The following is a 16,028-nucleotide window of genomic DNA, read 5'->3' on the forward strand; positions in this document are numbered from 1 at the left end:
CCAGGGTCGCCGGCGACTGGCCCGCCACCCGCTGGGACGAGCTGATGCCGTGGAACTGGGTGCCCCAGACAGATCAGCCAACAGCCCAAGCCGCATAAACTGCGGTCCTCACGCCACGCTTACCGTTCAGCGTCTGTTCGTGTGGCGTAGTTTTATGACTTGAAGTGGGCCGTTTGCAGTCTGGCGGGTATTGGACAGTTGCGCGGGGAAAGCGGACCTTCGTTCAGCTCGCTGCTGAAGCCGCAAAGATCCAAAATCGGTCATTGGCGACGTTACGAGCCGCTTCCGAAAGCTGACGAACGTGGGCGCGGCTCACGCCGCAAGAGCAACTTTGCTGCTTTTGGCGTAAAGTTAGCAGAACTCCATCAGAATGTGCCGCCCTATTGGCTCGCTTTTGCCCGCTCCTACCTGGTCACATGGTGAATGGGGCAAGCTCACTACTTCATCAAGGGCGACGTCGAGCCAAAAATCCTCGAGCTTGAGGCGCGTTTTTCCTAATCGCCCAGGACACAGCAGGGACGCGCAGCTTGGCGAAATCGGAGATCGTCGTAATCTACAGCAAGCGAGATCCGGACATCGCTGACCACAAAACGCCGGTGCGGCAGCTTTATCGCGCGTTAATACCACGTCCCAGGAAGTGCCTCCGCCGAAGGGAAGACGGTTTGCGACGATGACGATCAGGCGATCTTGGTACCGACCGTCGAGCGTGCCGTCTCGACGACGGCGCGCTGCAATGCCTCGCCGCGCTCGTTCATGAGTTCGACCGCCCGCTGGAACTTGGTGCCATGCTCCTGAGCAGGAACTTCGCCGTACCGCCTGTAGTCGCGCTTCATCGCGTGAGTGACTTCGTTGAAGGCGTCGCGCGCGGCGAACAACTCGTCCAACGCGGGCCTGACCGAGGGGAAGTAGAGGGCAACCAGCATCTCCATCACCTCTGCGCCCTCGTGCTTCCCCGGGTTCGAGCCGCTTGCTATCTGAAGGTCCAGCATCTGGTTCCAGTCGATCTCCCCGCGAAGCACTGGATAGTAGGTGAGCGCATGCTGGCCGAGGACCTTCGCGTACTGGTCGACCGCGAGATAAAGCGTCTCCGCTTTTCCCCGCAGGAACTCGAAGCGGTCCTTGCTCCGATTCAGCCGGCTAGTGACGAAGGCAGACGTGACGCCGCTCGCCAGTATCGTGGCGATGCCCAGGCCGAGCGTGATCCAAGCGGCCGCGTTCATGCTACTAGGCCTCGCCGCTGCGCCCGCACGTCGGCATCGCTCAATCCACGCACGGCGGTCCTCATCAGATCCCCAGTTTCTGGAAGAAGACCTTAATGCGCATCTCCGCGTCGACCATGCCCGCGTCGCGCATCCATGACGAGGGCTCAGCGGCGACGACCTCGAACCCGATAACCGCCAGCCAGGTAGCTTCGCGCCCGAAGCTCGCGCCCACGTCGAGCGCCAGAAGGCCTGGACCGGACGGAAGCAGCGTCGAGTAGGTGGCGCGGTATCCCGACGGGTCGTGAGCCTCGTATTCCGCGGTCAGCCGCTCGGACTGCGCGTCGTATGCAGCGACATGGTCGTTCATCCGGCGTCGCGCCTCGCGATCGTCTGGAGCCCCACGTGCTCGATGTCGTGCTCCGCCACATCGGCCGCCTCGACCACGTTGATGAACCTCTTGAGTATGACGAGGTCGGTCAGCAGGTCCGGCTCCTGGCCGGAGATCACGGCGGGCGCGAGGATGAAGCAGCCGGCCGCGCGGAGCCTCCTCAGGAAACCTTCCAGGTTCACGTCGTCGTCCGGCTCCACGACGTGGATGCGGAAGACCGTTTGGTATAGCGTGCCACGCTCCCACTCCCCGTCGTCCGGTCGTCGGCTGGTTATCTGGATGGCGTAGTGCGTCGACGGATAGCCCGGCAGGTTGCGGATGATCGAGATGCTGATCTCATGGTTCACGTCCTTCGTGCCGAACCGCTCCCGCCAGCGTTCGAAAATCCGGCGGGCGGCCGCACGGTCGAGAAACGCGAGCGCGAACACCGGCGGAACGTCGTCGCCGAGCGTCGTGTAGAGGATGCCCTTCCAGCTGGCCGCGTCCCAGCTGTGCATATCGATGACCGACTGCACCTTGACCTCCCGGTGCCGCGAAACGGTCGGGCGCCCGTCCTCGGTCATTCCGCGCGCGGGCCTGCCGTCATCGTCGTCGGCTGGACCTGCCGGCTCGACCTCCTCCACCGCCGGCCGCTCCCGCATGGGATAGTCGCGGCCGCCGCCATCGAGGCGGACGACGGGGCGACCGGCGATGCGCTGCAGCCCGCTGAGCGAGCCGAGGACGCTGGACACCCTGTCGTGCGCGTTGCCGCGGTCGAACAGGCGCCACAGCGCGTCGTTGAGGTTCGGCAGCGCGAAGGTGGCCGCCAGCATCTCGCCCACGATCTGTATGAGAAACGCACCGATGTCTGGTTGGCGTGGAAAGTCCCAGACCGGCAGCGACCTGGGCCAGGAAACCATCGAGCGCATCCCCCTGGGATCGGTCTGCACCTTCGGTCCGTCCTCGTCCGTCTCGACGACGTCGATACGGAACCGCTCGGTGTGCGGGCCGACGCCGTCCTCGATCATAGTCGCCAGCATGGCCTCGACCGTAGCAACCAGCGCCTGCCCCGTGACGATCCCGGCATCAGTGCCGGGGGTCGCGACCTCTACTGTCAGTCCGCAGATGCACGTCTCGAGGACTTGGCCTGCCGGCGAGTTGAGGACCAGTCCGCCGACGAGGTCGCGCGAGACCGGCTGAGCCTTGAGGAGCCCGAGGAACTTCGGCAACCCACCTTCCGCCTCGAGCTCCCGGTAGCCCTCGTCCTCGCGGAGGACCTCCTCATGGCCGAGGGCGTGGAGCAGCGCCATCCGGGCGATGGGCATCCCGGCCTCCTCCAGCGCGTCCGGCGCGCGCGAGAGCGAGGCGACCTCGGCATCGGTCATGTTGAGGATGTTGCTGCCGAGGCTGGCGTCCAGCTCTTGCAGGCCTTCCGTGACCCTGGCCTTGGACGCCTCATCGAGCGGCAGCGTGGCGAGCGCCATGCGCAGCAGGCGGAACGAGAGGATCAGCTCCGGCACGAGTCTCAGCTGGAGGGCCACCCAGGCCCAGATCTTCACCGTCGGCACGAAGCCGACAGGCAACTCGCTCGACTCCTCACCTTCGGCGGCAAGGCCGGCCGCCGCCATCAGGAGTGACGATCGCGACGCCCAGAACAGGTCAGCCCCGCGGTAGGCGATCGCAAGGTGCTGATGGGCCTCGATCATCTGCTGGGCATGCTCGCGCTTGGCGAGACGGACCGCCGCGCGACCCAGCAGCCGGATACGTTCGCAGCGCTCCTCGAAGTCTAGCCGGAGAGCCTGCCGGAGGAGGATGAGCGCACCTTCCGCGTCGGACGTGCGCTTGGCCACGAAATCGGCGAGCCGCTCTGCCACGGCGCGGTATGTCGGATCGCGGCCGGCGGGGATGGATACGACGTCGATCAGCCTCACCAGGCGATCGGCATCGAACTCCGCAAGGCCGGCGGCCTCGTCGAGGATAGATCCCAGCTCTGCCCAGATGGCAGGCAGTTCACCCGTCCTGCCCTCGGCGAAGTAGCGACCGAGGCGGACGACCGCGAGCGAGGTGCGAGCCTCAAGGCGGTGGTTCGGGCGCCCCTCGTCGCGCGTCATTGCCTCCAACGCGGCCTCCAGCCGGTCAGACCGCGCCGAAAGGTCGGCAGCATCCGGTGATAGCATGCGGTAGAGCACCGCGTTTACCAGCAACTGGTGGAGCTGGACAAGGAACTCGATGTTGCGGGCGTGGTCGGCGCCGAGGGCTTCCGCCTCGATGCCGGCGTAGCCATCCGACACCGCCGCAGCGTCGTCGAACCACCAGAAGGCGGTCCAGAGCGCATCGTGCCGCGCCTCTAGCTGCTGCCGCGCGGACCCGTGCTTGACGGCGAGCCGGATCGCGCGGGCGTGTCGACCATCCGTCTCGTGGCGCGGCAGCTCGAGGTTGCGCGACAGCTGCGCCGCGACCATCGCCTCGGTGACAAGCTGGCGCTCCATGCACTCGAACGAGGACGGATCGGCCAACGCACGCTCGACGTCCTCCAGGCGGCGGCGCCTCGAGTAGTCCTCCGGTCCCATGCGCATCGGATCGGACACGACCTGGCCAACGCACAGATAGTCGTGCGCGATGTCCTTGCGCTCCCTGTCGATCACCTCCTCGACGATCCACGCGCGGTCGAGGATCTTCACCGGCATGCCGTGGGCAGCTTCTAGCTCGGCCTCAATGCGTGCGCGGTCGGCCGCACGTGCGGACTGGCTCGTGACGAAGTAGACGCGCTCGAGCTTGCGGCCGGTCCCGGCGATGCCCGCGACGTCCTTCACAACCTTGCGCTTCCAGTCCTTCATCGCGCTGAAAGCGAAGCCCCAGTCGTCGCGGTCGGGTCCGGGACTGCCGACATAACCGAGATCGGCGATCGCCTCTGCAACAGGGAAGGTGTCGGCGTCGGTCTTGCCATCGCCGCCGCCCTCGGGCCCGCTCTGGGGGCGGATGTGCGGGCAGATCACGCGCTGGCAGAGCTTGCGGCAGAATATCTCGAAGCGCTGGTGCTCGTTGCGCGCCGTCATGGTCTCGAGTTGGAACTCGAGCATGGCGCGGTCGAGGACGTAGAGCGGACGGTCAACGGTGTCCGAGTAGAGTTCGGGCCGCATCTCGCGCATGAACAAGGAAGGCGTTGGCGGTCGCTTCCGTTTCTCGGTGCCGCCCTCCTCGATTCGGTCGTCGCTCATGCGAACGAAGGTAGAACGGGCGCCGCACCTAAGCCAGCCCAAACTCTCCCTGTGGCGCTCACCCCTGCTGGCTCCGCTTCATGCTCAGGTGCTCGAGCGACCATGACGATCCAGCGAAGTGCATGAGGGACCTCGCCATCGTCGAGCACGAGGCCACGAAGTCAAATGTCCAACGTGCGGCGTTGACTGCGGTAACGGGTCACCTGGGTCGCCTTGGTCATGATTTGGACCGCAGCGACCTCGAGTACGGTTAGGCTGTCCACCTCCAGGCGCAGCGCTGGGTCCCGGTCGTCATCTGGCGTGGCGAAGGGATTGATGAACGGGCCTTCCCAGAACAGCGGCTCCGGCCGGGGTGGAGCCGGAGGATCCGGCGGTGGAACGACCTCCGAAACCGAGCAGCCCGGCGACCACCCGCCCTCGTCCATCTCGCCCAGGCTCGCCGAAACGACCGTGCCGTCGGGCAACGCCACCGGCTCGACCTTTGACGCCCTCCGGAACAGCACCACGTTGTGGTGACTTCCTGCGCGCTGCACCGACGGATACAGCAGTCCGTCGAGATCCAGCTCCACGTTCGACGCGAGGTAGTCGGCGATCGCCTGCGTGATCAGGTACTCGGACCTCTCGTCGTTCGGCATCACCGGCATGGTCATGCGCCCGCTCAGGCTCTTCAGGAACTTCGCGAGCTCGAGGCGGACCATGTAGCCGGAGTCGAACACGCTCCCATCGATGTAGACGGACCGCAGCGCGTTGATATCGAGCAGCCGCAGGGGCCGGACGGCGTCGAACCTGCCGACCAGCGCGCGGCTGCCGACAGGGGGGCGAACCTCCGCCAACGCCGCCGCTGGGTCGGTCGCGCCGTAGAACAGCGAAACGCCGCGCGCGTTCATCCTCCCGTCGACTGCGATCTCGTTGGGCGGAGGCCCAAGCTCGCGCACCGGCTGCTCGAGCGCCAGCGCCAGCCGCGCATCGCCATGGAACACCCGCGCCCTGTGAAAACCGCTCAGCTCCTCGCCGGGGCCTGCCAGCCTGACGACCGGACGGCCATCTCCCGTGGTCAGGCTGCCAACGCCATCGAAGATCCGCCCAAGGAGCGACTCCGCCTCCTTGTTGAAGAAGCGCGTCTCAGTCCGAAGCGACCGCTCGAAGCTGCGCCATTCGAGCTGATACTCGACGTCGTCCGGGCCGCGCTGTTCGTAACGGCTCTCCGGATCGAATTCGCACTCCTCGCCGGCCGCGGCGGAGTCGAAGTCGCTGTGCCGCTCCGAAAGTATCTCGAGGACCTCCTCCGCGATCTCTTCCGACACCTCGGCGGCGCCTGCGATCGCCCACAGGACATCCTCCCCGCGTCGCTCGAACTCGAAATCCGATTCGCGGTCGGCGAGCATCGCGGACTCGAACGCGTCCGGCTGGTCCGTGGTCCGGTAGTAGTGGACGGAAAACGCTGCTTCCACCGCGTCGGCGAGCTCCTCGACGGTCATGGCCGGTGCCATCTCGCCACAAAACGAACAAATCGCCTCACCGCAGCGGCGCGTCACGCCGGCACTCAGAAAGGCTTCGCCGATGCATTCGGCGCAGACCATCCGCTCGCCATCGTCGTCGACGTCGGCGGTCACCTAGCATGCCTCACCAAGTCCTGTTGCAGGAACGCGGCGCCCTTCACGCCCAATTCGATGAGTGCGTCCGAGACCTCGACCACGATCTCGCGGTGGTGCTGCTCGAGCGCGCGCGCGGCGATCAGCTCCCGCAGGAGAAGGACCACCTTCTCGCCGTTCGACGCGTATTCCCAGAAATCGAGGCTCGACCTCCGGGCACGCACGACCCGGCCAATCCAGCCGAGGCCGGGATCGGGCAGCAGGCGGTCGGGCCTCGCGCGCATGAGGGCGAGCATTGCGTTGAACGCGGTCTTCTCCGCGCCGAAGGCGGCTGCCGCGCGGTCTAGCATCGGCATCACCGCGTCGAGATTCGGCCACGCGGAATCGACGCCGCAGACCATCCCGCCGGACGCCGCGCAGAAGAAGGACGACACGGCTAGGCCCCGCTCGTGCTGGCCCGCATCGACCGGTTCTCCCGCCCACACGGGCCGATCGACGATCCAGCCGGTAAGGAGATCCCAGCTCTCGAGCGTCCCGGCGTCGAGCGCCTCAGTCCGCAGCATGCGGTCGATCAGGAAGCTGCGCACGACCATGTCCATGACCTCTTCGCCGGCGCGGCGGGCCGCGGCATCGACGCGCGCGATAACGAGCGTCCGGATTTCCGACGCAGGCAGCAGAGCGCACAGGCGCCCCAGCCACCGGCCGAACTTGAACAGCCATTCAAAGGGCGTGTCCCCACGCCCGTCCCTCTCGCCAAGCGAGGCGAGCGCCCAGTCCAGGGCGGACGCCGCGTGGGCGATCAGTGCGTCGCGCGTGCCCGGCGCGAGCATCGGGGGGATCGGGAGCCGGAACGCGTTGGAGTGCAGGTCGGAGCGGTAGTAGTCGCCATTGGGCCGCGAGCCCGCCGAGGCCGGCGCCGGATCGGGACTGGGTGTCTCACCTGCCGCCAGCGCGCGCTCGAACTCGTCGGCCATCTCCGACTGCTGATGGGCTTCGGCCCGCGACCAGTAGAGGCCGTGGCCGCTGTCGTGCGAGCGGGCGGCACGGCGCGTGGCGAGGCAGAACAGCGCCCAGACCATCTCGGGCACCGTGTTCGCGAAGACCGGCGCGGCGTCGTACACCGCCTCGACGACCTTCTCGATCGGGTCGACCGCGAGCTGGAGCAGCCCCTCTCGCCACTCCGGATTGGAGGGCTGGCGGCGCATGAGCGAGGCATAGGCGTGCGCCGCCATCGCCGGCGGGTGGGCCGTAACGTGGGCGCTGCGGATGGACAGCTCGTCCTTCACCTCGGCCATCGTCGCCGCGCGCCGGGTTATCCCGACGACGGTCTCCTCCGACTTCGCCCACAACTCGTTCTCGGCGTGCCGCGCGATCACGGCCGCGGTGGCCGACACCGCCGACTGCGCATTGTGGCGGGTCATGTCGGTGATGGGGGCGATCTCGTCGAACAGGTCCTCCTCGTCCAGCGCCACCATCTCGTCGAACGCGTCGTCCAGCGTGAACTCTCCACCCGGCACGCCGCTCTCGACCGCGGCGCTAGCCCAGAGGTAGAGCCGCAGGACCCGATTGAGCGCCGCGTGACCGGCCAGCATCTCCTTGTGCTCTTCGCCTTCGACGTAAGGCGGCTTAATCGAGATGTATTCCCGGCCATCGACCACCTCGCGGACGAGGTTGGCCGGATCGGCCTGCTGGCGCAGCGCCTCGAACGATGAGCGGCGCGTTTCCGCGCGTTCCGGGTCGTCCCGTTCCTCGGCCGTTGAGTAAGGGACACGGTCGAGGAAGGTGGCGATCGCGGACGCGTAGGCGGCCTTCACCTCTTCGGGCGCCAGGCCCGCCAGCAACGGCGCGAGGTCGCGCACGGTGCGCTGGCGGTGGGGAAGCCGGTTGAGCGTCCGGAGCGCGCCGGCGAGAAAGGCCGACCCGCCCCAGTAGCCCATCTCGTTGGCCTGCGACCCCATGTCGAGGACCTGCCGACCGATGTCCCATGTCCACAGCGCCGGATGCGTGCCGATCGCGAGCGCGACCGTGCTCGTCGCGGCGCTACCCAAGTTTGCAAGCACCAGACCGGCGCAGATCCCAAGGACCGCGTTGCACTCGTTGCCCCGCGCGATGCGCCGGCAGAGTTCGTCGAGCGGGTCGCCGGCCTCAAGGCGCTCGTGCGCCCAGGCGTCCAGCGCCAGGAACGCCGTGTCGAGGATGTGGACGTGCGATCCGCCGCGGAACCAGCGATACGTGCCGTCATCGCCCCAGAACTCGGCGTCGCCCTCACCGAGGTCGATGGTGATCGGTATCGGGGTCTCGCCCCGCTGGCGCCAAGACCGTCGCCAGCCGTCCATCGCGTGGTTGCAGAGGTCGCGGATCAGCGCCAGGCCGACATCGGCATCCGTCCGCAGGAGCTGCAGGAACGGCGGACGCAACGGCGACGCCGGATAGAAGTCGCTGTCGTCGCCGATTCCGAGCACGTCGGAGCGGTCACGGACCGAGGAGTAGCCATCGCTGCGCCGACGGTCATGGGCGAGCAGGTAGGCCCGGCGGACGAAGTCCGCGGTCTCGGCGGGTAGCGATGCGGCGAGACCGGCGCTCCCGTCAACGATCTGCTTCCTCACGCGGTCAAGGGCGTAGTCAGAGATCGAGGCGAGGTAGCTCCGAACGGTGTCCGGATCACCCGCCGCGGATTTCAGTAACAGCGCTCGGACGGGTGCCCGATCGCCACGGCGTCCGGTCCAGGCTCCGCGTTCAGGCTTGCCGGCGGAATCGCCGTCCCCGAGGCGCCCGTTGGCCCAGGCCGCGATATCCGGAACGAGCGCGTATCTCGCGAGTTGCGCCGGCAAAGCTAGCACCCATGAATCGAACAGCGGCACCAGCTCCGCGTCGACGGCCGGCGGAAGGGTGCCCAGTCGCGAGACGAGCCAGGTGATCAGGCGTATCCAGCTCACGAACTGCGGTGCGGCCGCCTCGGAGGCGTATTGCTCGCGCTGATCGCCCGTCAGGTCGGGGAACTGCGTCTCGTCGAGAAAGCGCAGGTCGCGCACGGTCTCGGTCGTGCGGACCGACAGGATCAGGCGCATGAGCAGCCGTCCGTCTTCGCGCATAAGCGCGTCCTCGATGCGGTCGAGCATCTCGGCGCTGCGGACTGACCGGACGGGGGCCGAAAGGACGACGCGGCTCCAGGTAGCGCGCAGGTCGTCCGCCCCGAGCGCGCCCAGCAAGGCGGCCCACGCGTCGCCGTCCTTCGACCGCTCGAGCAGGTGGGCCGCAAGGAGCTGGAGGGGCCGGGCGAGCTGCAGGTCCTGGTGCCCGTCGCGAACCGCGGTCGCGATGTCCCCGCGCCGGTCGAACAGGACGCGCTCGAGCACCCACTCCTCGTAGATGTCGTGGCTGAACGCCACGGTGCTGCCCTCGTCGACGTGCCGCAGCACACCCGACCGGAGCAGCTCGTCCAGCGCGACGGGATCGATGTCGCGGATCGCCAACGGAGCACCTGGCCCCATGAGAAGCTGCTCGCCCAACTTCAGCAGCACGTTCCGGCGCCCCTGCGCCGGCGCGAAGTCGGCGACGTCCGCGCCGCCGTGAGCCCACCACAGCTCGACGAGGTCGACCTCTGACCGGACCTCGGCACCGCCGGCGACCGGCAGGCGGGATAGCGCGTCGAGGAAGAACGGCCGCCGGAGGACGGTGTCGTAGTTGCGCGCGTCGGCGAGCAGCGGCCGCAGCAGCGGTATCGCCTCGGCCGCCTCGACCGCCTCACCGTCGTCGAAGCCCTCGACGCGCATGGTCCGCGAGCTGAGCTTAGCGTTCGCGTCGGGATCCAGCCAGCCGTCCACGCGCTGCGCGTTCTCCTCGCGCATCGTCATGACCACCCGCCAGTCGTCCAGGTCGGGGGTGTCGGCAATCGTCCGCAGGACGTCGTTGACCGTGACCTGGGTCGCGGCATCCATCTTGTCCGCACCGTCGATGAAGAGCGTGCGCGAACCGCCACGCCCGAGTTCACGCAGCGTCGTTGTCAGGGGAACGACGACGCCGAACTTCGCGGCGTGGGCCGGCCAGCCGCCTCCCGTGACCCGCAGATCGCGGAGCACGAGGATTGGCGCGCCCGCCGGCTGGTCGAGGGCGATCCGCTTCAGCACCGCCGACTTGCCCGCGCCGTGTTGGCCCACGACGCGCACCAGCCTGACCTCACTCAGCGCGTCGAGGACCTGCCCGTTGACCACGTCGCGGTTGATCCGCCGTCCGCCTATTGTGTCCCTGATGCTCGTCAGGGCGTGATGCGATTCCTGGGTCAGCGCGTCGATGAGCCGCGCGTGCGCCCGGTCCGAACCGACGGTCACGCCCTCGACCTGCAGTTCGCGCGCAACGGTCGCGCGGTCCACGCCGCCACCGCTCGGGATGACGCGGCTGGCCATCGCCGTGAGACTGCTCCAAGTGCGCCGCGCCTCGTCGGGCCCGCCGACGACGGAAGCCAGCTGGTCGACGGAGGCGAGCCGGTCGCGCGACGCGTCCTCTTGGTCGAGGTCGAAGGCGATGATCGTCAGCGACTTCATGAACGCGAGGATGTCCGCGTCGGTGGCGGTCGCCTCCCGCTCTCGGATCAGCTCATCGAGGATGCGCTGGAACTCGCGCTGGTCCTTGTTCGAACCGTTGGCAACGGCGAGCCGCTTCCGGTACTGCGCGGCATCCGCCGCGTGCCGGGCGCGCGCGAGGAGCGGCTGCACGCTGCGTTCCAGCTTCGTCGTGGTCTGGCTGACTGCGACGCCGATGCGATCGGTGTCGGGATTGAACCCGGTCCGCCTGAAGGTGGCCCAGGCGCGGGGGACGATGTCAGCCCACTTGTCGTCGCTGTCGGTGAACGACAGCGTGGTGGTGACCTGCAGGTCTAGCCGCGTAGGGGTGCCGTCAGGCAGGCGGCCATCGACGACGAGGTCGTCCAGCGGCGCGTCGATCTCCGACTGCTGGGTCTTCACCGCCGTGACCGTCCCAAGCACGCCGCGCGCGCCGCCCTCCGCGATCAGCGCGGCGAGGTAGTGGCTGGTGACACGTGATTCGAGGTGGGTTCCGCCCCCTCCGGCGACATAGACGGGCAAGCTGATGACCTGACGGCAAGATGTTATTCTTGCGAAACAACGTGGTGATCGCCGGCCCGGGATTCAACGTGGTGTCGATCGCGATGGTTCCGTCAGCTACGCCGCCCGAAGAAGCAGACGTCGTACTGTTTTACACCGTTGCAGTAGCACACCTTCCGCGTCCCGTCGGGTAGTCGGTCGCCGAACACAGTCCGACGAGTCCGGTTCCCACCCAAATCTGTTGATCGCGACGGCATAAAGGAACGGCGGGTTTTGGGATAAATGCTAAGTTCGCCGAACGTCAGAAATTAGGGCGGGAAGCTGACTCGCCGGTCTCGCACCCTTGAAAGGCAACTCTTGGGAAAAGCCGCCGTTTAGTCGGGAATCATCGAATGTCGTAAGCTGGTCGATACCGGCCTCGCTCAGACCCGCGCAGCCTGACCCATGTGCGGACGTCCCCCCATTTGCGCCTCTCGATAGCGGTCATCCATTCACGATGGCCTGAACATAGGTGATGTCTGTTCACCCCATCCTAGACGTTGCTTGGCGCTAAAATCGTCCGTTATGGGGGACAATAGATTCGATCTACTGACCGATGGCCAGAAGGAGTGCTTGCGCCTCTTTCATGCCCGTTGGGAGGTAAAGGACATCGCGCGGCATATCGGGCGGAGCCCGGTTACCGTTCATCAGCGTCTAACGGCGGCTCGCCAACACCTTGGCGTTAGTCGTAGCGTTGAAGCCGCACGCCTGCTCTTCGAGCATGAGGGCGGCATATATGATCCGACCATATATGACCCGGCGATAGTGGTCGAAACACAGCCGGACGACGCATCGACCTTGGACCGGACGGCGGGCTTTCCTCTGCCGTTCCCTACCCAAGGGAGACCGCGCAATGACCTGACGTTTGCAGGCAAACTCGCATATTCGCTCGTGCTGTCCGCGATCATCGCACTCGTATTTGGCGGTTCGATCGCTGCCTTGAGCGGCCTTTCCGAATTATTCTGACCGGCCTGCACGGCTGGTCGATTCGCCGCGCAATTGCGCCCGGAGAAATCATGCCGAACATCGTCCAAGAAGCCGCCCGCAGCATCATCACCGATCTTGATCCGTTCGAATCCGCGGTGGACATCGCCATCGCACGCGGTGGCCGGTTCCTCGCAACCCTTGCCGAAAGCACGCTGGAAGCCCGTGTTGGGCCGCAGATGACCCATTCGGCGATCATGAGCACGCTCGCGACCGTGACGGCGCTGGGTGAAGTCCGGAACAACGTGATCAATACGCGGCGCGAACTGGCAATCACCCGCGTGAAGGCCGGTCTGCGGGAAACCAGCTTCGGTAGCTTGCCCGGTTGCCCGCCCGCTGAAGCCAAGGCTGAGCCGAAGATCGCCGTCACGGCGTAGACCATCTTGGGGAAGGAGCATATTCGCGGAACATGCTCGACACCCTGCTGGGGCTCGTCCCGACCTTCTTCCTGCTGCTGCTGATCGCCGCATCGATCTATATTCTCGCCTACGGTGAGACGGATGAACGCCTGTGCATCGTCACGGCGGTGATCAGCAGCGTCGCTACATGGTGGGCCGCAAATGACGGACCAGCTTGGTACCGGGGGGAAATCGGCATCTTCGTCGTCGATGTCGCGACGCTAATCGCGTTCATCGCCATCATGGCAAGGAGCACGAGGTTTTGGCCTCTATGGATCACTGCTCTCCAGACGATTGCGGTCATGACCCACGTTGCGCGGTTCCTGAAACCTCAAACGGTTCCAATGGCCTACGCGGTCGCGGAACAGCTTTGGGCCTACGTCGTGATCTTGATCCTGATCGTCTGCGTGCGGCAACAGCGATTGCGCAACGCATCGATGAACTCAACCAACTCGTAAAAGATTACGTCGAGATACCCCCTTGGTCCGCCAAGCGGATTCGCACGGTCGAAGCGCTCATCTCGGCCAGAGCCAAACGTCGCCAATATCTGCGACCCGACCTGTTCGTCGAGCCGGACTGGGACATGCTCCTCGACCTATATGTTGCTCGGCTTCGAGGACGGCGGGTTTCAGTATCGTCGCTGTGCATCGCCGGGAACATCCCGCCGACGACGGCTCTACGCCATATCGCGGACATGGTCGAGAACGGCAAGATCAACCGCACACCGGACCCGGGAGATCAGCGCCGCGCTTTTCTCGATCTATCCGACGATACCTTCGCCCGGATCACCGATTGGATTGATCACTGCTTGTAAATGATTGAACCGCTCTGCCAGCGGAACGCCGGGGGCTCGCCATCGGCCAGTTGCTGCTCGTCCCGCCGTGCCGCTAATGCCATCCTGACCTCACGTTTGAGGCGGGCGTCGCGCGTCGGCTCGGCGTGGCCCGCCGCTGGTTCGCGGTCTAGCAGCTCGGCGCCTCGATCGTTGCTATCTCGCTAAGCTGGTGCGCCGACAGGATCGACAAGGTGACGGGGTGATCGCGTTGCTGCCTCTGCGTACGCTGCCATGCGGGCTAGGTGATCACCGAGAATGGTTTAGCTGCCGTCCGGATTTCGCCTCTGTCCTGCGCCGGCAGACCCCTCCGTCGATACATATCCTAGGAGTCGTCGCGTTTTTCACCCAGGATATATAACAAACAAGCTTGTTACATATCCTGGGTGTATACTATGCCTTCACCCAGGATATGTAACACATGACAGCTTCGACCCAGCGCCAGTTCCTGATGGACCTTCTAGCGAGGCAGCCGATCGTGCGCGCATTCGAGCTGCGCAGCGCAGGCATCCATCCTCCGACCATATCGCGAGCGGTAGCCGATGGCGAAATCGTCCGGATTGCGCGCGGGCTGTACCAGCGTGCCGATGGCGAGGTCGATGCCGAACAATCGCTTGCCGAGGCGTCAAAGCTGGTACCGCGCGGCGTGGTGGCGATGACATCCGCACTCGCCTTCCACGGTCTGACCGATCAGATGCCGCGACAGATCTGGATCGCGATCAGCGCCAAGGTCTGGGCACCAGTCACCAGCTATCCGCCGATCCGGATCGTTGAACTGAGCGAAAAGTACATGCACGACGGCATTGAGCTGCACCGCATTTCGGGGATAGAGGTGCCCATCTTCTCGGTTGCGAAGACACTCGCCGATGTCTTCCGAGGAAAGCTGGTCGATCGATCCGTCGCGATCGAGGGGCTGCGGGAAGCACTTCGCCTGCGAAAGGCCACGCCGTCGGAGATCGCCAAGGCGGCGATGTCAGGCGGCGCGTGGAAGAGGATGCGCCCCTATCTGGAGGCGCTCACGTCAAATGGCTGACGAAAGGCGCGTATCGGCTGCGTCGGTCAAGCAGCGACTGCTCGATCTCGCGCGCCGCGAAGGTCGTGTCCACGAGGTAGTTCTCGTCAGATATGCGCTTGAGCGCCTGCTGTATCGACTGTCCATATCGCGGCACCGCGACGAGTTCATTCTCAAAGGCGGGATGCTCGTTACGCAGTGGCTGGGCAGCGCGAGCCGCGAGACCCGCGATGCAGACTTTCTGGGCCATGGCGACGCTGACACCGCACGACTTCGCGAAATCTTCGAAGAGCTTATGGCGATCGACGCCGATGACGCGCTGATATTCGACACCGCCGCGATCCGGGTCGAGCCGATCCGGGAGGAAATGGAGTACGGAGGCATCCGCATTCGATGCGCCGCGCTGCTCGAACGCTCGCGCATTCCCATAGTCATCGACATCGGTTTCGGTGACGCGGTCATGCCGGCGGCGGCGACGATGGACTATCCATCGCTTCTGGGAATGGAGAAGCCGAACATCCGGGCCTATCCGCCTGCCGTCGTGATCGCCGAGAAGTTCCAGGCCATGGTGGCGCTCGGCGTGATCAATGGACGCATGAAGGATTATCACGACCTGTGGGCCATCCCACAGGCACTGCACGTAAAGGCCGATGATCTAGACAAGGCGGTCGCCGCCACATTTGCGCGAAGAAGGACGGCGATCCCGGCGGTGCGTCCGGACGGGCTGACCCATGAATTCGCATCTGACGCAGACCGTCAACGGCAGTGGAACCGGTATGCCGCATCGATCGGACTGAAAGATGTCTCGCTGGAGACTGTGGTCGAGGCAGCCTGGGGTCTGGTCGGGCCTTCATGTGCGCGCATCCTGCAGGGCGCAGATCCAAAATCAGCTGATCGTCGGACCTGATCGCCCGCGCCCGAACTGCCAGCTGATGCCGTCCGTGCGCATGATGCCAGACGCGGTCTTGCCGATGTTGGGCTCCAGCACATCGCGCCATGGTACGAGCGTAAAATCCCGCGACCGTTCGACGACGGCGTAGCTTCCGCTTTCCAGATCAACGCGACGCGCAATCACGCCCTCGATGCGGTCCCCGTTTTGCGCCGGTTCGAACGGCTTGCCGAACTGCCGGGCGAGCCGGCTGCCGGCACCCCGCATCTCACGCCGGCCAAGCTCATCCAGCGCTCCATTGCGCAGCCGAAATTGTCAATCGGCGTCCAAAAAGGACCCCCTATCGGCGTGCAAAAGGGACCCCCTTCGTCAAGCAGCGTGACGGGTATGACGGGCGCACCGTTCGCGCTGGTTGCGGCGTAGGGCGGGCGTAGC

12 protein-coding genes are annotated in these 16,028 nt (G+C 65.8%); 6 read left to right on the forward strand and 6 right to left on the reverse strand.

Translation table 11 applies throughout. The features are described from left to right. Positions 1-677: 677 nt before the first annotated feature. The 5 genes from ABLE43_RS22150 to ABLE43_RS22170 all read right to left on the reverse strand — a co-directional run bounded on the left by ABLE43_RS22150 (position 678) and on the right by ABLE43_RS22170 (position 11,460). Entirely contained in the window at positions 678-1,220 is a 543-nt protein-coding gene (locus tag ABLE43_RS22150) for a hypothetical protein (protein WP_242115889.1), read from the reverse strand. A gap of 64 nt (positions 1,221-1,284) precedes the next feature. Further along, positions 1,285-1,569, reverse strand: a complete 285-nt coding sequence (locus tag ABLE43_RS22155; protein ID WP_242115888.1) for a class I SAM-dependent methyltransferase — start codon at positions 1,567-1,569, stop codon at positions 1,285-1,287. Then, positions 1,566-4,787, reverse strand: coding sequence for an ATP-binding protein (locus ABLE43_RS22160; RefSeq protein ID WP_348980167.1), 3,222 nt, complete (start codon positions 4,785-4,787; stop codon positions 1,566-1,568). Before ABLE43_RS22160 ends, ABLE43_RS22155 begins: the two co-directional genes overlap by 4 nt. A 161-nt stretch (positions 4,788-4,948) precedes the next feature. Further along, complete coding sequence (locus ABLE43_RS22165; RefSeq protein ID WP_348980168.1) at positions 4,949-6,400, reverse strand: RES family NAD+ phosphorylase; 1,452 nt, start codon at positions 6,398-6,400, stop codon at positions 4,949-4,951. Beyond that, positions 6,397-11,460, reverse strand: coding sequence for an NACHT domain-containing protein (locus tag ABLE43_RS22170; RefSeq protein ID WP_348980169.1), 5,064 nt, complete (start codon positions 11,458-11,460; stop codon positions 6,397-6,399). Before ABLE43_RS22170 ends, ABLE43_RS22165 begins: the two co-directional genes overlap by 4 nt. 591 nt (positions 11,461-12,051) lie before the next feature. On the opposite strand from ABLE43_RS22170, the gene ABLE43_RS22175 reads away from it, so the two are divergent. The 6 genes from ABLE43_RS22175 (at position 12,052) to ABLE43_RS22200 (ending at position 15,611) form a co-directional block, all read left to right on the forward strand. Beyond that, on the forward strand, positions 12,052-12,444 hold the full coding sequence (locus tag ABLE43_RS22175; RefSeq protein ID WP_348980170.1) for a hypothetical protein: 393 nt from the start codon (positions 12,052-12,054) through the stop codon (positions 12,442-12,444). A 50-nt stretch (positions 12,445-12,494) separates the two neighbouring features. Further along, the gene (locus tag ABLE43_RS22180) at positions 12,495-12,839 is read left to right on the forward strand and encodes a hypothetical protein (RefSeq protein ID WP_267432982.1); all 345 of its coding nucleotides are present in this window, start codon (positions 12,495-12,497) and stop codon (positions 12,837-12,839) included. A gap of 32 nt (positions 12,840-12,871) precedes the next feature. Then, the gene (locus ABLE43_RS22185; RefSeq protein WP_267432980.1) at positions 12,872-13,318 is read left to right on the forward strand and encodes a hypothetical protein; all 447 of its coding nucleotides are present in this window, start codon (positions 12,872-12,874) and stop codon (positions 13,316-13,318) included. A 125-nt stretch (positions 13,319-13,443) separates the two neighbouring features. After that, positions 13,444-13,674: a hypothetical protein gene (locus tag ABLE43_RS22190; RefSeq protein WP_348980171.1), complete on the forward strand. Its 231-nt coding sequence runs from the start codon at positions 13,444-13,446 to the stop codon at positions 13,672-13,674. A 439-nt stretch (positions 13,675-14,113) separates the two neighbouring features. Then, on the forward strand, positions 14,114-14,725 hold the full coding sequence (locus ABLE43_RS22195; protein ID WP_348980172.1) for a type IV toxin-antitoxin system AbiEi family antitoxin domain-containing protein: 612 nt from the start codon (positions 14,114-14,116) through the stop codon (positions 14,723-14,725). After that, positions 14,718-15,611 carry a nucleotidyl transferase AbiEii/AbiGii toxin family protein gene (locus tag ABLE43_RS22200; protein WP_348980173.1) on the forward strand — a complete coding sequence of 298 codons (894 nt, stop codon included), beginning with the start codon at positions 14,718-14,720 and terminating at the stop codon, positions 15,609-15,611. Before ABLE43_RS22195 ends, ABLE43_RS22200 begins: the two co-directional genes overlap by 8 nt. Here ABLE43_RS22200 and ABLE43_RS22205 read toward each other — a convergent pair. Then, positions 15,591-15,860 (reverse strand): DUF3363 domain-containing protein, encoded by a 270-nt coding sequence (locus tag ABLE43_RS22205; RefSeq protein WP_348980174.1) that lies wholly within the window; start codon positions 15,858-15,860, stop codon positions 15,591-15,593. The genes ABLE43_RS22200 and ABLE43_RS22205 overlap by 21 nt on opposite strands. Positions 15,861-16,028: the final 168 nt, after the last annotated feature.

It is taken from the genome of Sphingomonas silueang (genome assembly GCF_040049155.1).
GTDB lineage: Bacteria > Pseudomonadota > Alphaproteobacteria > Sphingomonadales > Sphingomonadaceae > Sphingomonas > Sphingomonas silueang.